Genomic DNA, 22,526 nt, shown 5'->3' with positions numbered 1-22,526 from the left:
CGTTCGGCAGCAGTGAGTGTCTGTCTGCTTCTCGAAACGTCGATTTCGAAGAAGCCACCTCCCGATGAATCGGAAATGAGCGGCCGGTCAGACCGGCTCAGAACTTCTGATAAAGTCGGAACCGCCGGAAAGGAAACCGCGAAACAAAAGCGGGAACCTGGAAAGCACCGAGGAAATCGGATCGGAAAAGGATCTGATAGAGTCGGAAACGCAAGACCGAAGGGAAGCCCGGAGGAAAGCCCGCGAGGGTGAGTACAAAGGAAGCGTCCGTTCCTTGAGAACTCAACAGCGTGCCAAAAATCAACGCCAGATATGTTGATACCCCGTCTCCGATCGTCTTGGTCGGGACGAGGTTCCTTTGAAACAAAACACAGCGAGGACGCTGTGAACTGCCGGATCATTCCTCCGGTGGTTCCGCTCTCGTGTGTGTAATCCCGATGACGGGAAAACATTCACGGAGAGTTTGATCCTGGCTCAGGACGAACGCTGGCGGCGTGCTTAACACATGCAAGTCGAACGATGAACCACTTCGGTGGGGATTAGTGGCGAACGGGTGAGTAACACGTGGGCAATCTGCCCTTCACTCTGGGACAAGCCCTGGAAACGGGGTCTAATACCGGATATCACTCCTGCAGGCATCTGTGGGGGTTGAAAGCTCCGGCGGTGAAGGATGAGCCCGCGGCCTATCAGCTTGTTGGTGAGGTAACGGCTCACCAAGGCGACGACGGGTAGCCGGCCTGAGAGGGCGACCGGCCACACTGGGACTGAGACACGGCCCAGACTCCTACGGGAGGCAGCAGTGGGGAATATTGCACAATGGGCGGAAGCCTGATGCAGCGACGCCGCGTGAGGGATGACGGCCTTCGGGTTGTAAACCTCTTTCAGCAGGGAAGAAGCGCAAGTGACGGTACCTGCAGAAGAAGCGCCGGCTAACTACGTGCCAGCAGCCGCGGTAATACGTAGGGCGCAAGCGTTGTCCGGAATTATTGGGCGTAAAGAGCTCGTAGGCGGCTTGTCACGTCGGGTGTGAAAGACCGGGGCTTAACCCCGGTTCTGCATTCGATACGGGCTAGCTAGAGTGTGGTAGGGGAGATCGGAATTCCTGGTGTAGCGGTGAAATGCGCAGATATCAGGAGGAACACCGGTGGCGAAGGCGGATCTCTGGGCCATTACTGACGCTGAGGAGCGAAAGCGTGGGGAGCGAACAGGATTAGATACCCTGGTAGTCCACGCCGTAAACGGTGGGAACTAGGTGTTGGCGACATTCCACGTCGTCGGTGCCGCAGCTAACGCATTAAGTTCCCCGCCTGGGGAGTACGGCCGCAAGGCTAAAACTCAAAGGAATTGACGGGGGCCCGCACAAGCAGCGGAGCATGTGGCTTAATTCGACGCAACGCGAAGAACCTTACCAAGGCTTGACATACACCGGAAACGGCCAGAGATGGTCGCCCCCTTGTGGTCGGTGTACAGGTGGTGCATGGCTGTCGTCAGCTCGTGTCGTGAGATGTTGGGTTAAGTCCCGCAACGAGCGCAACCCTTGTTCTGTGTTGCCAGCATGCCCTTCGGGGTGATGGGGACTCACAGGAGACCGCCGGGGTCAACTCGGAGGAAGGTGGGGACGACGTCAAGTCATCATGCCCCTTATGTCTTGGGCTGCACACGTGCTACAATGGCCGGTACAATGAGCTGCGATACCGTGAGGTGGAGCGAATCTCAAAAAGCCGGTCTCAGTTCGGATTGGGGTCTGCAACTCGACCCCATGAAGTCGGAGTTGCTAGTAATCGCAGATCAGCAGTGCTGCGGTGAATACGTTCCCGGGCCTTGTACACACCGCCCGTCACGTCACGAAAGTCGGTAACACCCGAAGCCGGTGGCCCAACCCCTTGTGGGAGGGAGCTGTCGAAGGTGGGACTGGCGATTGGGACGAAGTCGTAACAAGGTAGCCGTACCGGAAGGTGCGGCTGGATCACCTCCTTTCTAAGGAGCAATAGCCGACTGCAGGCAAATGTCTTGCACGGTTGCTCATGGGTGGAACGTTGATTATTCGGTCCGGTTCACGGGTCGGAGGCTGTGAGTACTGCCCTCTCGGGGGCGTGGAAAGCATGATCTCCGGGCGGGACCGGTCCGGGCACGCTGTTGGGTGTCTGAGGGAATGAATTCCCTCGACGCCGGCCCCAGTGAACTCGAGCCGATGGCTTGGGGTGATGGGCGACTGGTCGTTGTTTGAGAACTGCACAGTGGACGCGAGCATCTGTGGCCAAGTTTTTAAGGGCGCACGGTGGATGCCTTGGCACCAGGAACCGATGAAGGACGTGGGAGGCCACGATAGGCCCCGGGGAGTCGTCAACCAGGCTTTGATCCGGGGGTGTCCGAATGGGGAAACCCGGCAGTCGTCATGGGCTGTCACCCTTGCCTGAACACATAGGGCAAGTGGAGGGAACGCGGGGAAGTGAAACATCTCAGTACCCGCAGGAAGAGAAAACAACCGTGATTCCGGGAGTAGTGGCGAGCGAAACCGGATGAGGCCAAACCGTATGCGTGTGAGACCCGGCAGGGGTTGCGTATACGGGGTTGTGGGATCTCTCTTTCACAGTCTGCCGGCTGTGAGGCGAGTCAGAAACCGTTGATGTAGGCGAAGGACATGCGAAAGGTCCGGCGTAGAGGGTAAGACCCCCGTAGTCGAAACGTCAGCGGCTCGTTTGAGAGACACCCAAGTAGCACGGGGCCCGAGAAATCCCGTGTGAATCTGGCGGGACCACCCGCTAAGCCTAAATATTCCCTGGTGACCGATAGCGGATAGTACCGTGAGGGAATGGTGAAAAGTACCGCGGGAGCGGAGTGAAATAGTACCTGAAACCGTGTGCCTACAAGCCGTGGGAGCGTCGGGCGAGCACTTGTGCTTGCCTCGTGACTGCGTGCCTTTTGAAGAATGAGCCTGCGAGTTTGCGGTGTGTTGCGAGGTTAACCCGGGTGGGGTAGCCGTAGCGAAAGCGAGTCCGAACAGGGCGTTTTAGTAGCACGCTCAAGACCCGAAGCGGAGTGATCTAGCCATGGGCAGGTTGAAGCGGAGGTAAGACTTCGTGGAGGACCGAACCCACCAGGGTTGAAAACCTGGGGGATGACCTGTGGTTAGGGGTGAAAGGCCAATCAAACTCCGTGATAGCTGGTTCTCCCCGAAATGCATTTAGGTGCAGCGTCGTGTGTTTCTTGCCGGAGGTAGAGCACTGGATAGGCGATGGGCCCTACCGGGTTACTGACCTTAGCCAAACTCCGAATGCCGGTAAGTGAGAGCGCGGCAGTGAGACTGTGGGGGATAAGCTCCATGGTCGAGAGGGAAACAGCCCAGAGCATCGACTAAGGCCCCTAAGCGTACGCTAAGTGGGAAAGGATGTGGAGTCGCACAGACAACCAGGAGGTTGGCTTAGAAGCAGCCACCCTTGAAAGAGTGCGTAATAGCTCACTGGTCTAGTGATTCCGCGCCGACAATGTAGCGGGGCTCAAGCGTACCGCCGAAGTCGTGTCATTGCAGCAATACTCCCAACGGAGGCTGTGATGGGTAGGGGAGCGTCGTCTGCCGGGTGAAGCAGCCGCGGAAGCGAGTTGTGGACGGTTGACGAGTGAGAATGCAGGCATGAGTAGCGATTCACACGTGGGAAACGTGTGCGCCGATTGACTAAGGGTTCCTGGGTCAAGCTGATCTGCCCAGGGTAAGTCGGGACCTAAGGCGAGGCCGACAGGCGTAGTCGATGGATAACCGGTTGATATTCCGGTACCCGCTGTGAAGCGTCAAACATCGAACCAGGCGATGCTAAGTCCGTGAAGCCGCCCCGGAGCCTTCGGGTGAAGGGGAGTGGTGGAGCCGACGGACCAGACCTGTAGTAGGTGAGTGATGGGGTGACGCAGGAAGGTAGTCCAGCCCGGGCGGTGGTTGTCCCGGGGTAAGGGTGTAGCCCGAGTGGTAGGCAAATCCGCCACTCACATGGGGTGAGACCTGATGCCGAGCCGATTGTGGTGAAGTGGATGATCCTATGCTGTCGAGAAAAGCCTCTAGCGAGTTTCATGGCGGCCCGTACCCTAAACCGACTCAGGTGGTCAGGTAGAGAATACCGAGGCGTTCGGGTGAACTATGGTTAAGGAACTCGGCAAAATGCCCCCGTAACTTCGGGAGAAGGGGGGCCATCACCGGTGATGAGTCTTGCACTCTGAGCTGGGGGTGGCCGCAGAGACCAGCGAGAAGCGACTGTTTACTAAAAACACAGGTCCGTGCGAAGCCGTAAGGCGATGTATACGGACTGACGCCTGCCCGGTGCTGGAACGTTAAGGGGACCGGTTAGTCACATTTCGGTGTGGCGAAGCTGAGAACTTAAGCGCCAGTAAACGGCGGTGGTAACTATAACCATCCTAAGGTAGCGAAATTCCTTGTCGGGTAAGTTCCGACCTGCACGAATGGCGTAACGACTTCTCGACTGTCTCAACCATAGGCCCGGTGAAATTGCACTACGAGTAAAGATGCTCGTTTCGCGCAGCAGGACGGAAAGACCCCGGGACCTTTACTACAGTTTGATATTGGTGTTCGGTTCGGCTTGTGTAGGATAGCTGGGAGACTGTGAACTCCGGACGCCAGTTCGGGGGAGTCGTCGTTGAAATACCAGTCTGGTCGTGCTGGATGTCTAACCTGGGTCCGTGATCCGGATCAGGGACAGTGTCTGATGGGTAGTTTAACTGGGGCGGTTGCCTCCTAAAGAGTAACGGAGGCGCCCAAAGGTTCCCTCAGCCTGGTTGGCAATCAGGTGTTGAGTGTAAGTGCACAAGGGAGCTTGACTGTGAGACCGACGGGTCGAGCAGGGACGAAAGTCGGGACTAGTGATCCGGCGGTGGCTTGTGGAAGCGCCGTCGCTCAACGGATAAAAGGTACCCCGGGGATAACAGGCTGATCTTCCCCAAGAGTCCATATCGACGGGATGGTTTGGCACCTCGATGTCGGCTCGTCGCATCCTGGGGCTGGAGTCGGTCCCAAGGGTTGGGCTGTTCGCCCATTAAAGCGGTACGCGAGCTGGGTTTAGAACGTCGTGAGACAGTTCGGTCCCTATCCGCTGCGCGCGCAGGAATATTGAGAAGGGCTGTCCCTAGTACGAGAGGACCGGGACGGACGAACCTCTGGTGTGCCAGTTGTTCTGCCAAGGGCATGGCTGGTTGGCTACGTTCGGGAGGGATAACCGCTGAAAGCATCTAAGCGGGAAGCCTGCTTCGAGATGAGTATTCCCACCCACTTGATGGGGTAAGGCTCCCAGTAGACGACTGGGTTGATAGGCCGGATCTGGAAGGCAGGTAACTGCTGGAGGTGACCGGTACTAATAGGCCGAGGGCTTGTCCATATTTGCTCGCGTCCACTGTGTTAGTTCTGAGGCAACGACCGTGTTGTTTTCCGGTCGAGTTTCATAGTGTTTCGGTGGTTATAGCGTGAGGGAAACGCCCGGTTACATTCCGAACCCGGAAGCTAAGCCTTACAGCGCCGATGGTACTGCAGGGGGGACCCTGTGGGAGAGTAGGACGCCGCCGAACAAATTTTGAGAAAACCCCCGTACCGATAATTGGTACGGGGGTTTTCTGCGTTTAAGGCTGCGTTTAAAGGCCCTAATTTAAGGGCCCTAACGGGCCGCCTGATTACAGGCGACCCGCCGTCTTCAGTGCGAGATACGCGTCCGCCAGCGCCGGTGCCAATTCGTCCGGCGTCTCGTCGACGACCGTAACCCCGTGGCGGCGGAGTTGTTCCGCGGTGCGGTGGCGTTCGCTCTGGGCCTGGGCTGCTGCTGCGGCCTCGTACACCGCGTCGGTGTTTCCACGAGCCTTTGCCATGCGTGCGATGAATGGGTCCGCCACCGAGGCCACCAGGACTGTGTGGCGCTGGGTGAGTTGAGAGAGAACGGGGAGGAGGCCTTCCTCCACGGGGGCCGTGTCGAGGCTCGTGAGCAGGACGATCAGGGAGCGGCGAGGGGTCGTACGGAGGGCTGTGGCAGTGAGGCTGCGGGCGTCCAGCTCGACCAGTTCGGGTTCCAGGGTTGCCATCGCGTTGACCAGGGACGGGAGTACGTCACGTGCCGTGCGGCCCTGGACGAGGGCGCGTACCCGGCGGTCGTATGCGAGGAGGTCTACGCGGTCGCCGGCGCGGGAGGCGAGGGCGGCCAGGAGCAGGGCCGCGTCCATGGAGGCGTCGAGGCGTGGGGCGTCGCCGACGCGGCCCGCGGCGGTGCGGCCGGTGTCGAGGACGACCAGGATGTGGCGGTCGCGCTCGGGGCGCCAGGTGCGTACGGCGACCGTGGACTGGCGGGCCGTTGCGCGCCAGTCGATGGAGCGGGTGTCGTCGCCGGGGACGTACTCGCGGAGGCTGTCGAATTCCGTGCCTTCGCCGCGGATGAGGACGCTGGTGCGGCCGTCGAGTTCGCGGAGGCGGGCGAGCTTGGAGGGGAGGTGTTTGCGGCTGGTGAAGGGCGGCAGGACGCGTACCGTCCAGGGGACCTTGTGGGTGCCCTGGCGGGAGAAGAGACCGAGGGGGCCGTATGAGCGGATCGTGACGCGGTCTGCCTGCCGGTCGCCGCGGCGGGTGGGGCGTAGGCGGGTGGTGAGGCGGCGGCGTTCGCCTGCGGGGACCGTGAGGCGATGGCGGGATGCTTCGACCTCGGTGCCGGGTTGCCAGCTGCTCGGCGGCCACGCGTCGCGCACGCGCGCGCGTAGCGGGCGAGCGGACGGGTTGGTGACTGTCAGGGTCACGTCGGCGGCCTCGCCCAGGCGGGCGGAGGTGTCGCCGGAGCGGGTCAGGCCGAGGCGTCGTACTGGTGCCGCGAGGGCGAAGTCGCAGGCGCAGGCCACGGCCAGGGGCGCGTTCACGACGAGCATGCCCGTCCAGCTCGGGCCCCAGATGCCGACCGGGATTGAGCCCAGAGCCGCCAGGAGTGCGGCGCGTCCGGTGAGGGCCATCAGCGGGGGACGGGGACGTGGGCGAGGATCGCGTTGATGACCGAGTCGGCCGTCACGCCCTCCATTTCGGCCTCCGGGCGGAGCTGTACGCGGTGGCGGAGGGAAGGGAGGGCCAGGGCCTTCACGTCGTCCGGGATGACGTAGTCGCGGCCCGTGAGCCACGCCCACGCGCGTGAGGTGGCCAGGAGGGCGGTCGCGCCACGGGGAGAGACGCCCAGGGTGAGGGACGGGGACTCGCGGGTGGCGCGGCAGATGTCGACCACGTAGGCGGTGATCTCGGGGGAGACCGTGGTTTTCGCGACGGCGGCGCGGGCCGCTTCGAGGTCGGCGGGGCCGGCGACCGGTCGTACGCCGGCGGCGCGCAGGTCGCGCGGGTTGAAGCCCTCGGCGTGGCGGGTGAGGACGTCGATCTCGTCCTGGCGGGAGGGGAGAGGGATCGTCAGTTTGAGGAGGAAGCGGTCGAGTTGGGCTTCGGGGAGGGGGTACGTGCCCTCGTACTCGACCGGGTTCTGGGTCGCGGCGACCAGGAACGGGTCGGGGAGCGGGCGGGAGGTGCCGTCGACCGTGACCTGGCGTTCCTCCATGGCCTCCAGGAGGGAGGACTGGGTCTTGGGCGGGGTCCGGTTGATCTCGTCGGCGAGGAGGAGGTTGGTGAAGACCGGGCCGGGCTGGAAGGAGAACTCGGCGGTGCGGGCGTCGTAGACCAGGGAGCCCGTGATGTCGCTCGGCATCAGGTCCGGGGTGAACTGCACTCGCTTCGTGTCGAGTTCGAGTGCGGATGCGAGGGCGCGGACGAGCAACGTTTTGGCGACTCCGGGGACTCCTTCAAGGAGAACGTGTCCGCGGCAGAGGAGGGCGACGACGAGGCCGGTGACTGCGGGGTCCTGGCCGACCACGGCTTTGGCGATCTCGGCGCGCAGGGCCTCCAGGGAGGCTCGGGCCTGGCCCGGGTCCCCGGTGTTCCCGGCGTTGTCAGTGGTCGGGGCCATCATGGACGGCGTACCTCTCTTTCGAGGGCGTCGAGTTGGTCGGCGAGGGCGATGAGGGCCGCGTCGTCGCCGGGCGGCGGGCCGAAGAGGAGGGGGTGCAGGGCCTGGCCGTCGCCGTGGAGGTGGGCGGACAGGGCGGGGAGCAGGGTCTCGGGCGCGTGCGCCTGGGAGACGGGGACGCCGGCGAGGGGGGCGAGGCGGGTGCGGGTGGTGGAGCGGAGAGCGGCGGCCGCGCGGTCGCGGGCGTTGGATTTGCGGTAGAGGCGGGCGCGGCCTTCGACGGTTTCGGAGGCGCGGATCGCCACGGGGAGTTTTTCGGGTACGAGGGGGCCGAGTCGGCGTGCCCGCCAGAGAGCGGCGAGGGCTGCCGCGAGGAAGAGCTGTGCTGTTCCCCAGATCCAGCCGTCGGGGAGCAGGTCGAAGAAGCTCTTCTCGTCGCCCGAGCCGGTGGCCGAGATGTCGGAGAGCGAGGGGAGGTACCAGACCAGATGGGGGCGGGAGCCGAGGAGTTGGAGGGCGAGCGAGGCGTTGCCCTGCTCGTCGAGGCGGTCGTTGAAGAGGATGTCGGGCGCGCCGAGGACGATGGTGTCGCCGTCTCCGGAGGTCTGGGGGATGCGCAGGAGGGTGGCCAGGCGCTCACTGGGGTAGCACTTGTCGGCGTCGAGGTGGGTGGTGGTGTAGCGGATGCCGCCCGTGTCGGCGGTGCCCGCGCGCTGGGCGGCCGGGAGCCGGCAGGCGGGGGCGAGCGTCGAGTCGAAGCTGGTGGCGGGGTCGGCGGTGACGCCGGGGACGAGTTTCTCGACGGACGAGCTGCCGGGGGCGACGAGGACGGTGCGTCCGCCGGAGTCGGTGATCGCGGAGTGCAGGCCGGACTGTTGACGGCTCGTCAACAGGTCGGGGACGGCCACCAGGAGGGTGGTGTCCGGGGCGGCCGCGGCGCGGGCCTCGTCCAGGGTGGTGACCACGCGCGTGGACACGCCGCGGTCGGCGAGGAGTTCGGCGACGGCACGGCTGCCGTAGGGGTCGACGGAGCGCGGGTCGAGGTCGCCGTGTCGCGTGTCGGAGCGGACCAAGGCGATGACGACGGCCGCGGCCAGCAGGAGGACGACGGCGAGGGCGATGCCTCGCGCGCGGGTCCAGACCTGGCGGGCGGTGGGCGAGGCCGAGGTGGCCGGGAGCGTGGCCTCGGCGGTCACTCGGCGGCTCCCTGGCGGGCGCTGTGGGCCGTGCTGGGGGTGCTGCTCGCGAGCTGGGGCTTGGTGCGTTCGAGGTCGCGGTCGAGTTCGGCGATGCGGTGGTACGACGTCTCGCTCGCCCTGCGGCCGCCGTATGTCACGTCGTCGAAGTCCCGGGCGGCGGTGCGCAGTCGGTCCAGGTGCGAGGGGAGCGCGCGGCCCGCTTCGGCGGCCGCCTCGTCGGCGGTGCGGCCGGGGCGGGCGTCCAGGAGGGCGCGTTCCTCCAGGGAGCGGACGATGGCGCGCATGCGTTCCTGGACGGCCTGGTTCCAGTGGCCCTGGGCGGCGTGTGCCTCGGCGGCGGCGCGGTGTTCGGCGGCGCTGCGGGGACGGTCGTCGAACAGGGCGGCGGCGGAGGAGGGTTCGTGGCGCGGGGTGCCCAGGCGCCACCACAGCGCTCCCAGCACCGCGAGGACGGCCACGATGACGACGACCAGCCCGAGTGTGCCTCCGGGCGTCGCGGAGGCGGCCGTGCCGAAGAGTTTGTCGACCCAGTCCCAGAAGGCGTTCAGGGCGCGCTGGAACAGGCTGGGGTCGTTCTCGTGGTACATGTGCTTGGACAGCTCACGCCGGGCCGCCTCCCGCGCGGGGTCGCGCGGGATCGTCACCGGCGGTTCGTCGCCGGAGCGCGCCAGTGACAGTACGGCGGTGTCGCCGACGCGCAGCAGGGTCCGTACGGCCGACTCGGCGGCGCGCGGCAGTGCCGTTGTGAGAACTCCCCCCGTGGGACTCACCGCATCAGCTCCCCGAACCGCTGTCGGTGCCGTAGTCCTGGACACCGGCGGCGCGGGCCAGGTCGAGGTCGAGGGCCTCGCGGCGGATGCGCTGGTCGATGTAGAGGAGCACGGTGACGCCGGCCGTGATCGGGAACGTGACCATGGAGCCGATCACCGATCCGACCCCGCTGATGATGAGGAAGGTCCAACCGAGGCCGCTGCTCGCGCCGTTGAAGAAGCCGACGACGCCGTCCCCGCTGAAGGCGGCGGCGATGAGCGTGAAGGGGATGACCACGATCGACGCGACGATGTTCGCGATGACCGTGGCGAGCAGCTGGATGCCGAAGATCCGCCACCAGGAGCCGCGGACCAACTTCACGGAGCGGCTCATCGACCTCGTGATGCCCTGCTTCTCCAGCATCAGGGCGGGCGAGGCGAGGGAGAAGCGGATCATCAGCCACAGGGCGACGACACCGGCTCCGAGGCCGCCCAGGACGGCGAGTGCGGCACCCGCACCGCCGGATCCGGAGAGCGCCACGAGGATGCCCGGCAGCGTGCCGCCGAGGACGATGCCGATCACGATGAACATCAGCAGGAAGATCAGGCCGAACAGCCTGAACACCTGCGGCCGGGCGTCGCGCCAGGCCTCGCCGGTGGTGACGGACTTGCCGAGGACGGCGCGGCTGGTGACGGTCGTGAGCATGGCGGTCGCGACGACCTGGCCGACGAGGGTGATGAGGGAGACGACGCCGAGGCCGACCATGGCGTCGGTGAGGGCGCGGCTCACCTCGCTGAGGCTGGCGCTCGGGTCGTTGAGGGCCTCGCTGCTGGCGCTGTCGTTGAGGACCAGGCCCTGGAGGAGGATGACGACGATTTCCGTGACGACCGCGACGGTCAGCGAGATGCCGAGGACCGTGCGCCAGTAGGTGCGCATGGTGGAGACGGCGCCGTCGAGGATCTCGCCCACGCCGAGCGGGCGGAGCGGGATCACGCCGGGCTTGGCCGCGGGCGGCGGACCGCCCCAGGCGCCGCCCCAGCCGCCTTGGGCACCGTAACCGCCGTATCCACCGGGGCCGTTGGGGCCGCCGGGAGGCCGGGTGCCCCAGCCGGGGCCGGGCGGTGGCGGCGGGGCCTGGCCGAGGCTCGCGGGGCTGGTGGGCGCGGACCACTGTCCGGCCGGCGGTTGCTCCTTGGACCAGTTCACGCCTGGGTCCTGCGGGTCCGTGCCCGGCTGGTCGGCGGGTTCCGTGGCGTCTGGACGATCGGTGGGCTCGGCGGGGCCGGACGCGCCGGGCTCCTGTCCGTCGGACGGGGCAGATCCGGGCGAGGCCCAGCCCGGAGTGTCTTTCATCGTCGCTCCTTCACGGTGCCCGTCCGCGGGCGCGGCGGCAGGTTGGCAGCCATCGTGCCATGGGGTGATGGCGGAGGTACCGGCCGCGGTATGGGCTGCACACCTTCAATTGTCCGCCGTACAAGGGGCAGACTGACCGCATGGCTGATCAGCACGCGCAAACCGGCGAGGACAGCAGGCCGACCGAGATACCGGCGATCCGTTGGGAGGAGCCACCCGAGGGCCCCGTACTGGTCCTGCTGGACCAGACGAGGCTGCCGGCCGAGGAGGTCGAACTGGTCTGTACGGACGCGTCCGCGCTGGTGGAGGCGATCCGTTCGCTCGCCGTGCGCGGGGCGCCGCTGCTCGGCATCGCGGGGGCGTACGGGGTCGCGCTCGCCGCCGCGCGTGGGTTCGACGTGGACGAGGCGGCGGCCGTGCTGGCGGGTGCCCGGCCCACCGCGGTGAATCTCGGTGTGGGGGTGCGCAGGGCACAGGCCGCGCACCGGGCCGAGTTCACCAAGAGTGGCGACGGCGGGCGGGCCGCGGCGGCGGCGCTGGAGGCGGCGCGGCGGCTGCACCTGGAGGACGCCGAGGCGAGTGGCCGGATGGCGGCGCGCGGACTGGCCCTGCTGGACGAGCTGCTGCCCGGGGGCGGGCACCGGATCCTGACGCACTGCAACACCGGGTCGCTGGTGTCGGGCGGCGAGGGGACGGCGTTCGCGGTGGCGCTGGCGGCGCACCGGGCGGGGCGGCTGCGGCGGCTGTGGGTGGACGAGACGCGGCCGTTGTTGCAGGGCGCTCGGCTGACGGCGTACGAGGCGGCGCGCAGCGGGATGGCGTACACCCTGCTCACGGACAACGCGGCGGGTTCGCTCTTCGCGGCCGGTGAGGTGGACGCGGTGCTGATCGGGGCGGATCGGATCGCGGCCGACGGGTCGGTGGCGAACAAGGTGGGGAGTTACCCGCTTGCCGTGCTGGCGCGGTACCACCATGTGCCGTTCATCGTGGTGGCGCCGGTGACGACGGTGGACCCGGACACCCCGGACGGGGCTTCGATCGAGGTCGAGCAGCGTGCTGGGCACGAGGTGACCGAGATCGTCGCGCCTCAGGTGCCGGTCGCGGGCGCGGAGGCCGGGGGCGGGATTCCGGTGGCGCCGCTGGGGACGCAGGCGTACAACCCGGCGTTCGACGTGACGCCGCCCGAGCTGGTGACCGCGATCGTCACGGAGGAGGGCGCTGTTTCGCCGGTGACGGCGGAGGCCCTGGCGGAGCTGTGCGCGCGGTCGCGTCAGGTGTCGATCGGCTGATCGGCCGGAAGCCGGTGGCCCTGTCGCATGGTCAGGGTGCGCCTACCCTGGGTAGCTGACAGCCGTTGCCGACACCGACGTCGCGGGACAGGGGCAGACAGTGACGGTCGAGTACGACTATCGTCACGGGCCAGTGACGCTGCTCACCTGCACCTTCGCCACCGTTATGAGAATGGGATGATGTCGTTTATGAAGGGACGAGTCCTTGTCGTCGACGACGACACCGCACTTGCCGAGATGCTCGGCATCGTGCTGCGTGGTGAAGGTTTTGAGCCGTCTTTCGTAGCCGACGGTGACAAGGCGTTGGCCGCATTCCGGGAGAGCAAGCCCGATCTGGTGCTGCTCGACCTGATGCTGCCCGGGCGGGACGGCATCGAGGTGTGCCGCCTGATCAGGGCCGAGTCGGGTGTGCCGATCGTGATGCTCACGGCGAAGAGCGACACCGTCGATGTGGTGGTGGGGCTGGAGAGCGGCGCCGACGACTACATCGTCAAGCCGTTCAAGCCGAAGGAGCTCGTGGCCCGGATCAGGGCGCGGCTCAGGAGGTCCGAGGAGCCGGCGCCGGAGCAGTTGGCCATCGGTGACCTCGTGATCGATGTGGCCGGGCACTCCGTGAAGCGGGACGGGCAGTCGATCGCGCTGACGCCGCTGGAGTTCGACCTGCTGGTGGCGCTCGCGCGCAAGCCGTGGCAGGTGTTCACCCGTGAGGTGCTCCTCGAGCAGGTGTGGGGTTACCGGCACGCGGCCGATACCCGGCTTGTGAATGTTCACGTGCAGCGGCTGCGTTCCAAGGTGGAGAAGGACCCGGAGCGCCCGGAGATCGTGGTGACCGTCCGCGGCGTCGGATACAAGGCAGGACCGAGCTGACATGACCGGTGACAGTGCCGCTTCGGCGTCGGGGCCGGCAGGGGCCCGCGCGGGGCGGCCTGTCGGCCGGAAGCCGGCGGGCTCGCGTTGGCAGCGTCTGCTGGAGGGCGGGCTGCTGCAGGGCGGGGTCCAGGGCAGCCCGGTGCTGCGGCTGTTCATGCGCTGGGTGCGCCGGCCGTTGCTGCCCGTCATGCGGCTGTGGCGGCGCAACATCCAGCTCAAGGTCGTCGTCACCACGCTGCTGATGTCGCTGGGCGTCGTGCTGCTGCTGGGCTTCGTCGTCATCGGGCAGGTGCGCAACGGTCTGCTGGACGCCAAGGTGAAGGCCTCCCAGAGCCAGGCCACCGGCGGGTTCGCGGTGGCCAAGCAGAAGGCCGACGAGGCGGGGGCCGGGGCCGGCACGGGTGACACCGCCGACTCGACCGACGGGCGGCAGTCGCAGAACCTCACCCCGTGGATGAGCGACCTCGTCGAGTCCCTCTCCAGCGGTGGCCAGGGCGCCTTCGACGTGGTGACGCTGCCCGCGGGCGACAACAGTGGGGGCGGGCGCGGACCGCGCGCCTCCGGCTGGGTCGACCCGACGTCCAGCGTCCCCGAGGACCTGCGCGCGCGGATCAACGAGAGCACGACGGCCGCGCAGAGCTACACGCGGATCGTCTACAAGGACAGCGACAAGGAGTCGCAGCCCGCGCTGGTCATCGGCAAGCAGGTCAACGACCCGAACGGCGACCCGTACCAGCTCTACTACCTCTTCCCGCTCACCCAGGAGGAGAAGTCGCTCAGCCTGGTCAAGGGCACGCTCGCGACCGCCGGGCTCTTCGTCGTCGTACTCCTCGGAGCCATCGCCTGGCTGGTTGTACGACAGGTCGTCACGCCCGTGCGGATGGCGGCCGGGATCGCCGAGCGGCTGTCCGCGGGCAAGCTCCAGGAGCGGATGAAGGTCACCGGCGAGGACGACATCGCGCGCCTGGGCGAGGCCTTCAACAAGATGGCGCAGAACCTGCAGTTGAAGATCCAGCAGCTGGAGGACCTGTCGCGGATGCAGCGGCGGTTCGTGTCCGACGTGTCGCACGAGCTGCGGACGCCGCTGACGACCGTACGGATGGCCGCGGACGTCATCCATGAGGCGCGCGAGGACTTCGATCCGGTGACCGCGCGGTCGGCCGAGCTGCTCGCCGACCAGCTGGACCGGTTCGAGTCGCTGCTCGCGGACCTGCTGGAGATCAGCCGGTTCGACGCGGGTGCGGCGGCCCTGGAGGCCGAGCCGATAGACCTGCGCGAGGTCGTACGGCGGGTCGTCAGCGGAGCCGAGCCGCTCGCCGAGCGCAAGGGCACGCACATACGCGTGCTGGGCGACCAGCAGCCCGTCGTCGCCGAGGCGGACGCCCGGCGCGTGGAGCGCGTTCTGCGCAACCTTGTCGTCAACGCCGTGGAGCACGGCGAGGGCAAGGACGTCGTCGTCAAGCTCGCCGCGGCGGGCGGCGCGGTCGCGGTCGCGGTGCGCGACTACGGCGTCGGGCTCAAGCCGGGCGAGGCCACGCGCGTGTTCAGCCGCTTCTGGCGGGCCGACCCGGCACGCGCGCGTACCACCGGCGGTACGGGCCTCGGGCTGTCGATCGCCCTGGAGGACGCGCGGCTGCACGGCGGCTGGCTGCAGGCCTGGGGCGAACCGGGCGGCGGCTCGCAGTTCCGGCTGACGCTGCCCAGGACGGCGGACGAACCGCTGCGGGGCTCGCCGATACCGCTGGAGCCCAAGGACTCGCGGCGCAACCGCGGACTCAACGACGCCGGGCTGCCGCGCGGAGGGGCCGACAAGCCCGCCACCGTGCCCGCACAGCCCCTCGGGGACCAGATACCGCCCATTGCACCCAGGCTGGCCGGCGTGGCCCCCACGGCCGATCCCACGGCCTTGCCGGGCAACGGCGCGCGCGTGGTGCCCGGCCCCGCCTCGGGCGCGTGGCGACAGGACGAGACGCCCCGCGCGGACGGGGCCCGGAATGAGACCGCGAGCCGTCCGGACGCCGCTGCGGAGGACTCGACGAGGCAAGGGGAGGCATTCCGTGGGCGCTGACCGCGAGGGGGGTGCCCGGCGCAGACGGGCGCGCGCGGTGGCGTACGGCGCCTGTGGCGTCGTACTGCTGGCGGGGTGTGCCTCGATGCCCGACAGCGGGGATCTGCGCGGCGTCGACTCCACGCCGCAGCAGGACACACAGGTGCGGGTCTTCGCCATGCCGCCGCAGGACAACGCGCAGCCAGTGGAGATCGTGTCGGGCTTCCTCGAGGCGCTGACCAGCGACGATCCGAACTACTCGACGGCGCGGCAGTACCTGACAGCCGAGGCCTCCAAGACCTGGCAGCCGGGGCTGTCCACCATGGTGCTCACGGACGGGCCGGGTGCCGACGTCCATCACACGAACGGTCGCGAGCAGTCCGACGAGGTGTCGTACACGCTGACCGGCACCAAGGTCGCGAGGGTGGACTCGCAGCAGTCGTACGCACCCGCGAGCGGCCACTACAGTGCGCCGCTGCACCTCGCGCTGGACAAGAAGACCAAGCAGTGGCGCATCGACTCGCTGCCCCCGGGCGTCGTCATGGGGCAGTCGGACTTCCAGCGCAACTACATGTCCGTCAACAAGTACTACTTCGCCTCGAACACCGCCGCGGGTACGACGTCGCAGCCGGCGGCGGTCGCCGATCCGGTGTACGTGCGCAGGCGTGTGGACCCCATGACGCAGATGGTGCGTTCCCTGCTCAACGGCCCCACGAACTGGCTCAACCCCGTGGTGCGGACGAGTTTCCCCACCGGTACGGCGCTGAAGAAGGGCGTCGGCTCGCTGACCCCCGACGACCAGAACAAGCTGACCGTGCCGCTGAACGCGAACGCCGCCCGGGTCGGGACCACCAAGTGCAACGAGATGGCGGCCCAGCTCCTGTTCACGCTCCAGGACCTCAGCCCCGCGGTGGAGGAGGTCGAGCTGAGCTCCGGCAGCAAGCGGCTGTGCTCGCTCGCCGAGAACCGTGAGGACGCCGTCGCCGCGCGGGGGTCGGTGGACGAGCCCGCCTACCTGTACTTCATCGACAACAAGAGCCGGCTGGTGCGGATCGCGGCCGGCAGCCCCACCACCAAGGCCGACGCGGTGCCAGGGGCGCTGGGAGAGGGCGGCAAGGCGTTGCGGTCGGTGGCCGTCTCGCGGGACGAGGACACCGCGGCCGGGGTTTCCGCGACCGGCAAGGAGCTGTACGTCGCCTCGCTGGTGTCCGGCGGTTCGCTGGGGGACCCCGTGCTGGTCAGCGGCGGCAAGACGGAGGCGGACCGGTTCACGCCGCCCAGCTGGGACGCGAACGGCGACCTGTGGGTGGCCGACCGCAACCCCGCCGACCCGCGGCTGCTCCTGCTCCAGCAGGGCAAGGGGGAGCCGCTGGTGGTACGGACGCCGGACCTGGACGGGCGGATCGAGGACGTCCGGGTGGCCGCCGACGGGGTGCGGATCGCGCTCGTGGTGGCCAAGGGCGACAAGAAGTCGCTGCTCATCGGGCGGATCGAGCGCGGCGCCGAGGGCGACCCGAAGTCCGTCTCGGTGCTCGAACTGCGCTCCGCGACGCCGGAGTTGGAGGACGTCACGGCCATGTCGTGGGCCGGGGACAGCCAGCTCGTGGTCGTCGGGCGCGAGCATGACGGCGTGCAGACCATGCGTTACGTCCAGGTCGACGGCTCCACACCGGAGGGACCGGCGCCCGCGGCGCTCACCGGGGTCAAGGAGATCACCGCGACCGAGTCCGACCAGCTGCCGCTGGTGGCGTATTCGGAGGACGGCATCGTCCGGCTGGCGTCGGGGGCCCAGTGGCAGAAGGTGGTCGCTTCCGGGACGGCGCCGGTTTATCCGGGGTGAGCCGGGCGGGTCTGCGCCGGGTGAGCCGGTAAGGGCTTCGAGGAGAGCGGTCGCTTCCGGTCGGAGGCGGCCGCTTTCGGTTTTTACGGCGAGGAGGGGCCGCTTCCTGCCTCCGCGGCGGGTGGGGAGCCCTGGCGGAGGCTCGTTTTCGGGGCTGGGCGAGTTGTCCACAGGGAGTTTTCCACAGGGGTGGCCGGGGGGCTCGGGCGTTGGCACAGTGGTGGGCATGCGGGGGTGGTGGCAGGACCTCACCGATCTGGTGCTGCCGGCCGAGTGCGGAGGCTGCGGGAGGCCTCGTACGGTGCTCTGCCCGGAGTGCCGTGCCGCCCTGAACGGGGCCGCACCGAGCCGGGTGCGACCGGTGCCGGAGCCGCCGGGGCTGCCCGTGGTGCACGCGGCCGCCCGGTACGCGGACGAGGTGCGGGCCGTGCTGTTGGCCCACAAGGAACGGGGCGCGCTGGCCCTGGCGGCACCGCTGGGGACGGCTCTGGCGGGGGCGGTGCGGGCGGGGCTCAGTGACGCGCGAGGCGTTCGCGTGGACGCCGGTCGGCCCGTGCTGCTCGTTCCCGTGCCGTCGGCGCGGGCCGCGGTGCGGGCGCGGGGGCATGATCCGGCGCGGCGGATCGCGCTTGCGGCAGCCGGTGAGCTGCGGCGGGGCGGGGTTCCGGCGCGGGTGCTCGCCGTGCTGCGGCAGCGGCGTGCCGTGGCCGACCAGTCGGGGCTCAACTCCCGGCAGCGGCTGGAGAATCTCGCCGGCGCGCTGGTCGTGGCACCCGGTGGGGCACGGCTGCTGCGCGGCGGCCGGGTCGTGCTCGTCGACGACCTGATGACGACGGGCGCGTCCCTGACGGAGGCGGCGCGTGCCGTGCACGCGGCGATGGCGGAAGGGACGGTGGAAGGGGCTACGGGGGTGTACGGCAGGACGGCGGAAGAGGGGTTCGCGGGCCTGAGGGTTCCGGGGCCGGTTTCGTACGACGGAGTGGCAACCGCCGTGTATACCGCGGCAACTCGGGAAGGCATGGGGGAACCGATGGCCGGACCGGTGGATCAAGGGGTCGGCCGCCGGCGAGCCGCGTCGGGAAAGGCAGGGACGGGAGGCGTCCGTGACGTGATCTGCGCGGCAGTGGTCGCTGCGCCGCCAGATTCTTTCGAAATAAACCGGAACTGACTGCGAACTTGCATCGTTGCAGGTAATGAGAGGGTCAATTCACCTGAACGGAGGTACGCCGCGGTAGAGGGTGACGACATCCGTCCGGGCGAGATATGTTCGGTTGTGAGAGAAAGGCGCAGGCCACACCTCTCATACGCGAATGCCGTGCTGCGGGTTTTTCACAATCACCCGCGGCGGTGGAGTGGAGATCTTGCCCGCGGGGGAGGAGGTGGAAGTCACCGAGTCCGTAGGTTCCGGAGCTCGCCGGAGCCTGGTGCAAAAGGGAGATGCTCCGCCAGTGGAGCGGAGTGATCCGGGAACGGAGTTCTGCGTGGACATCGTCGTCAAGGGCCGCAAGACCGAGGTGCCCGAGCGGTTCCGCAAGCACGTGGCCGAGAAGCTGAAGCTGGAGAAGATCCAGAAGCTCGATGGCAAGGTGATCAGCCTCGACGTCGAGGTGTCCAAGGAGCCCAACCCCCGACAGGCCGACCGCTGCGACCGAGTGGAGATCACGCTCCGCTCCCGCGGTCCGGTGATCCGGGCGGAGGCAGCGGCCAGCGACCCGTACGCGGCACTCGACCTCGCCGCGGAGAAGCTGGACGCCCGGCTGCGCAAGCAGCACGACAAGCGGTTCTCACGCCGTGGCTCGCGCCGGATCTCGGCCGCCGAGGTCCCCGACCACGTCCCGGGCGCGGCGACGCTCAACGGGAACGGCCACCCGGTCCACGAGGAAGAGTTGGACGGCGTCCCCACCAAGAAGATCGGCTCGCTCGAGGTGAAGGGCGAAGGCCCCCTCATCGTCCGCGAGAAGACCCACGTCGCCTCCCCGATGACCCTCGACCAGGCCCTCTACGAGATGGAACTGGTCGGACACGACTTCTACCTGTTCGTCGACTCCGAGACGAAGGAACCGAGTGTCGTCTACCGGCGGCACGCCTACGACTACGGCGTCATCCACCTCAGCACCGACCCGATGGTCGCCCAGGCGCAGTCTCCCGCGCCCGGCGGCACGCTGGGCGGCTGACCCGCGCGGCTGACAGCTGAGCCAGTGCCCCTGGAGCGCCCGTGCGCCCCCAGGGGCACCGGTGTGCGACCACTTCGCGACCAGCTCTGTCACCGCGTTGTCGCCCGGGCATGGAATCATGGCCGCAATGGCCCAACCGGTGGGCCGTTGCCTTGGGTTGGCGTTGGCGCAGCACCACAGGCCACAGCCTTCAGGGGGAGGAACGATGGCGGACAGCTTCGGACCGATGCATGAGGAGGATGCCGACGGCGGCGTCGCCGGCATGGGCCCGGACGCGGGCTCTCCACGCAAGGAGCCGATCAGAGTCCTTGTCGTGGACGACCACGCCCTCTTCCGCCGTGGCCTGGAGATCGTGCTCGCGGCCGAGGAGGACATCCAGGTCGTCGGAGAGGCCGGGGACGGCGCGGAGGCCGTCGACAAGGCCGCCGACCTGCTGCCCGACATCGTCCTGATGGACGTCCGGATGCCCAAGCGCGGCGGGATCGAGGCATGCACCTCCATCAAGGAGGTCGCTCCCAGCGCGAAGATCATCATGCTGACGATCAGCGACGAAGAGGCCGATCTCTACGACGCGATCAAGGCGGGCGCGACCGGTTATCTCCTCAAGGAGATCTCCACGGACGAGGTGGCCACCGCCATTCGCGCGGTGGCCGACGGGCAGTCGCAGATCAGCCCTTCCATGGCCTCGAAACTGCTCACCGAGTTCAAGTCGATGATCCAGCGCACCGACGAGCGCCGACTGGTGCCCGCGCCGCGGCTCACCGACCGCGAACTCGAGGTTCTCAAGCTCGTAGCCACCGGAATGAACAACCGGGACATCGCCAAGGAGTTGTTCATCTCCGAGAACACCGTGAAGAACCATGTGCGCAACATCCTGGAGAAGCTGCAGCTGCACTCCAGGATGGAGGCCGTGGTCTACGCGATGCGGGAGAAGATCCTCGAAATTCGCTAGCGCATCGCCGCGATCAGCGCCCGGGTCACCTCCTTGGTGAGCGGCCCGTGCAGCTCCGGGGCGTCCACGCGCTCCACTCGTACGGTGGTGCAGTTGACCCAGCTCGCCGCCTCGACCAGCGCCTCGGCCACCGCCGGGACCGCCTTCGGGCCGTCCAGGGTGACCTGCTTGGCGACCAGGGTGTCGCCCGCGCGCGCCGGGTCCACGCGGCCGACCAGCCGGCCGCCGGCCAGCACCGGCATCGCGAAGTAGCCGTACACCCGCTTGGGTTTGGGGACGTACGCCTCCAGTCGGTGTGTGAAGCCGAAGATCCGCTCCGTGCGCGCCCGTTCCCAGATCAGGGAGTCGAACGGGGACAGCAGCGTGGTGCGGTGGCGGCCGCGTGCGGGCGTGGCGAGCGCCTCCGGGTCGGCCCAGGCTGGCTTGGACCAGCCCTCGACCCTGACCGGGACCAGTCCCGAGTCGGCGATCACCGCGTCGACCTGCTCGCCCTTGAGACGGTGGTAGTCGGCGATGTCCGCGCGCGTGCCGACGCCCAGCGACTGGCCCGCAAGACGGACCAGGCGGCGCAGGCACTCCGCGTCGTCCAGCTCGTCGTGCAGCAGCGCCTCCGGGACGGCGCGCTCGGCGAGGTCGTACACCCGCTTCCAGCCGCGGCGCTGCACGCACACCACCTCGCCGTACATCAGCGCGCGCTCCACGGCGACCTTCGCGCCGGACCAGTCCCACCACTCGCTGGTGCGTTTGGCGCCGCCCAACTCGGTGGCCGTGAGCGGGCCTTCGGCGCGGAGCTGCTTGATGACCTGGTCGTACGCGCCGTCGGGGAGGTCGTGGTTCCAGTGCGGGCGGGCGCGGTAGGCGCGGCGGCGGAAGGCGAAGTGGGGCCACTCCTCGACGGGGAGGATGCACGCCGCGTGGGACCAGTACTCGAAGGCGTGCGTGTCCTTCCAGTAGGCGTCCTCGACCGTGGTACGGCCCACCCTGCCGAGGCGGGCGTACGGGATGAGCTCGTGGGAGCGGGCCAGGACGGAGATGGTGTCCAGCTGGACCGCGCCGAGGTGGCGGAGGACGCCGCGGACTCCGGCCCTGCGGTCGGGGGAGCCGAGGAAACCCTGGGCGCGCAGGGCGATTCGGCGGGCTTCGTCTGCCGAGAGCTCGGTGGTGGGGCGCGGGGTCGTCATGGTCCGCACGATAGAAGGTGGGTCTGACAATACGGGGTGACCTGCGGTTTCGCGGTCAGCCGTGCGAGGCCGGCGCCGGCAGGTAGGGCGCGGTCGACGGCAGGCCCAGGTCCGAGGGGAGCAGGGCGCCGACCCAGGCGTCGCGGCGGACGCCCTGGTGGATGATCGCGGACCTCAGGACGCCCTCGATGACGAAGCCGGTGCGCTCGGCCACCGCGCGCGAGGGGGTGTTGCCGACTTCCGCGCGCCATTCCACGCGGTCGACGGAGAGTTCGGCGAAGGCCCAGCGGGAGATCGTGGCGACGGCCTCGGTGACGTAACCGTTGCCGCGGTGCTCCTTAGTGCCCCAGAACCCGATCTCGGCCGTGCTCAGCGAACGCATGTAGAGGCCGATCATGCCCACGAGTTCCTCCCCTCCGGCGAGGAACAGACCCCAGTCGAGCATCGTGCCGTTCGCCCAGCCGTCGGGCACCATCCGCTGCGTGAAAGCCTGGGCGTGCTCGGGCAGATAGGGCGAGGGGATGGTGGTCCAGCGCTGGATCTCCGGGTCCTGCGCGGCCTTGTAGACGGCATCGGTGTCCTGCGCGCCGGGCGGGCGCAGGAGGAGACGGGCGGTCGTGAGCGTCACGGGGTCCATCGGCCGATTCTGCTCGGGGCCCGGACGAACACGCCATCTTTTTGCCGTGCGTGAGCGGGTGATCACAATTCGCGCAATTCGTCGGCGGCGGACGGCACCATCCGCGGGGCCCGCCCGTTGTCCCCTTTGAAGAAGATTTGAAGCGGTGTGCCGAGCAGTCGGCGGCCGTCGTCACGGCAGGCCTCCCGACCGGGCCGGGTCCTCGCATACGATGGCCGTTGCTCAGTAAGTCAAATGGAAACCGACCGTCCCAGGCCCGACCGGCAAGGA

The 22,526-nt window shown here is 68.0% G+C and carries 14 protein-coding genes and 3 rRNA genes; 10 read left to right on the top strand and 7 right to left on the bottom strand.

The features are described from left to right. Positions 1-451: 451 nt before the first annotated feature. From ACQEWB_RS19595 to rrf, 3 genes are all read left to right on the top strand, one after another. Positions 452-1,977 (top strand): 16S ribosomal RNA (locus ACQEWB_RS19595). Positions 1,978-2,255: 278 nt separating this feature from the next. Further along, positions 2,256-5,375: ribosomal RNA gene (locus tag ACQEWB_RS19590) — 23S ribosomal RNA — on the top strand. A gap of 70 nt (positions 5,376-5,445) precedes the next feature. Further along, a 5S ribosomal RNA gene (gene rrf, locus ACQEWB_RS19585) occupies positions 5,446-5,562 on the top strand. The 16S, 23S and 5S rRNA genes sit together here, the layout of an rRNA operon. A gap of 102 nt (positions 5,563-5,664) precedes the next feature. Here rrf and ACQEWB_RS19580 read toward each other — a convergent pair. The 5 genes from ACQEWB_RS19580 to ACQEWB_RS19560 are packed head-to-tail and all read right to left on the bottom strand — an operon-like array spanning position 5,665 to position 11,266. Continuing rightward, positions 5,665-6,975 carry a DUF58 domain-containing protein gene (locus tag ACQEWB_RS19580; RefSeq protein ID WP_432832696.1) on the bottom strand — a complete coding sequence of 437 codons (1,311 nt, stop codon included), beginning with the start codon at positions 6,973-6,975 and terminating at the stop codon, positions 5,665-5,667. Beyond that, complete coding sequence (locus tag ACQEWB_RS19575; RefSeq protein WP_432832694.1) at positions 6,975-7,967, bottom strand: AAA family ATPase; 993 nt, start codon at positions 7,965-7,967, stop codon at positions 6,975-6,977. Before ACQEWB_RS19575 ends, ACQEWB_RS19580 begins: the two co-directional genes overlap by 1 nt. Further along, entirely contained in the window at positions 7,964-9,160 is a 1,197-nt protein-coding gene (locus ACQEWB_RS19570) for a DUF4350 domain-containing protein (RefSeq protein ID WP_432832692.1), read from the bottom strand. The genes ACQEWB_RS19575 and ACQEWB_RS19570 overlap by 4 nt, the downstream gene beginning before the upstream one ends. Further along, complete coding sequence (locus tag ACQEWB_RS19565; protein ID WP_432832690.1) at positions 9,157-9,933, bottom strand: DUF4129 domain-containing protein; 777 nt, start codon at positions 9,931-9,933, stop codon at positions 9,157-9,159. The genes ACQEWB_RS19570 and ACQEWB_RS19565 overlap by 4 nt, the downstream gene beginning before the upstream one ends. A 4-nt stretch (positions 9,934-9,937) precedes the next feature. Next, on the bottom strand, positions 9,938-11,266 hold the full coding sequence (locus tag ACQEWB_RS19560) for a glycerophosphoryl diester phosphodiesterase membrane domain-containing protein (RefSeq protein WP_432832688.1): 1,329 nt from the start codon (positions 11,264-11,266) through the stop codon (positions 9,938-9,940). A 140-nt stretch (positions 11,267-11,406) separates the two neighbouring features. Here ACQEWB_RS19560 and mtnA point away from each other — a divergent pair, with 140 nt between their 5' ends. The 7 genes from mtnA to ACQEWB_RS19525 all read left to right on the top strand — a co-directional run bounded on the left by mtnA (position 11,407) and on the right by ACQEWB_RS19525 (position 20,438). After that, positions 11,407-12,555 (top strand): S-methyl-5-thioribose-1-phosphate isomerase, encoded by a 1,149-nt coding sequence (gene mtnA / locus ACQEWB_RS19555; RefSeq protein ID WP_432832686.1) that lies wholly within the window; start codon positions 11,407-11,409, stop codon positions 12,553-12,555. Positions 12,556-12,732: 177 nt separating this feature from the next. Continuing rightward, positions 12,733-13,422 carry a two-component system response regulator MtrA gene (gene mtrA / locus ACQEWB_RS19550; protein WP_187284748.1) on the top strand — a complete coding sequence of 230 codons (690 nt, stop codon included), beginning with the start codon at positions 12,733-12,735 and terminating at the stop codon, positions 13,420-13,422. A gap of 1 nt (position 13,423) precedes the next feature. Next, positions 13,424-15,493 carry an MtrAB system histidine kinase MtrB gene (mtrB, locus tag ACQEWB_RS19545; protein ID WP_432832683.1) on the top strand — a complete coding sequence of 690 codons (2,070 nt, stop codon included), beginning with the start codon at positions 13,424-13,426 and terminating at the stop codon, positions 15,491-15,493. Next, complete coding sequence (locus ACQEWB_RS19540; RefSeq protein WP_432832681.1) at positions 15,483-17,312, top strand: LpqB family beta-propeller domain-containing protein; 1,830 nt, start codon at positions 15,483-15,485, stop codon at positions 17,310-17,312. Before mtrB ends, ACQEWB_RS19540 begins: the two co-directional genes overlap by 11 nt. 226 nt (positions 17,313-17,538) lie before the next feature. Then, positions 17,539-18,480: a ComF family protein gene (locus tag ACQEWB_RS19535; RefSeq protein WP_432832679.1), complete on the top strand. Its 942-nt coding sequence runs from the start codon at positions 17,539-17,541 to the stop codon at positions 18,478-18,480. Between the two features lie 313 nt (positions 18,481-18,793). Continuing rightward, positions 18,794-19,486 carry a ribosome hibernation-promoting factor, HPF/YfiA family gene (gene hpf / locus ACQEWB_RS19530; RefSeq protein ID WP_432832677.1) on the top strand — a complete coding sequence of 231 codons (693 nt, stop codon included), beginning with the start codon at positions 18,794-18,796 and terminating at the stop codon, positions 19,484-19,486. Positions 19,487-19,691: 205 nt separating this feature from the next. Continuing rightward, entirely contained in the window at positions 19,692-20,438 is a 747-nt protein-coding gene (locus ACQEWB_RS19525) for a response regulator (RefSeq protein WP_432832675.1), read from the top strand. Here the strand turns inward: ACQEWB_RS19525 and ACQEWB_RS19520 are convergent. After that, the gene (locus ACQEWB_RS19520) at positions 20,435-21,619 is read right to left on the bottom strand and encodes a winged helix-turn-helix domain-containing protein (RefSeq protein ID WP_432832673.1); all 1,185 of its coding nucleotides are present in this window, start codon (positions 21,617-21,619) and stop codon (positions 20,435-20,437) included. The two genes, ACQEWB_RS19525 and ACQEWB_RS19520, sit on opposite strands and share 4 nt — an antisense overlap. 55 nt (positions 21,620-21,674) lie before the next feature. After that, the gene (locus ACQEWB_RS19515) at positions 21,675-22,256 is read right to left on the bottom strand and encodes a GNAT family N-acetyltransferase (RefSeq protein ID WP_432832671.1); all 582 of its coding nucleotides are present in this window, start codon (positions 22,254-22,256) and stop codon (positions 21,675-21,677) included. Positions 22,257-22,526 lie beyond the last annotated feature (270 nt).

Origin of the sequence: Streptomyces sp. CA-249302 (assembly GCF_050936785.1) — a bacterium.
Lineage (GTDB): Bacteria > Actinomycetota > Actinomycetes > Streptomycetales > Streptomycetaceae > Streptomyces.
This window is presented reverse-complemented; position numbering and strand designations above follow the sequence as displayed.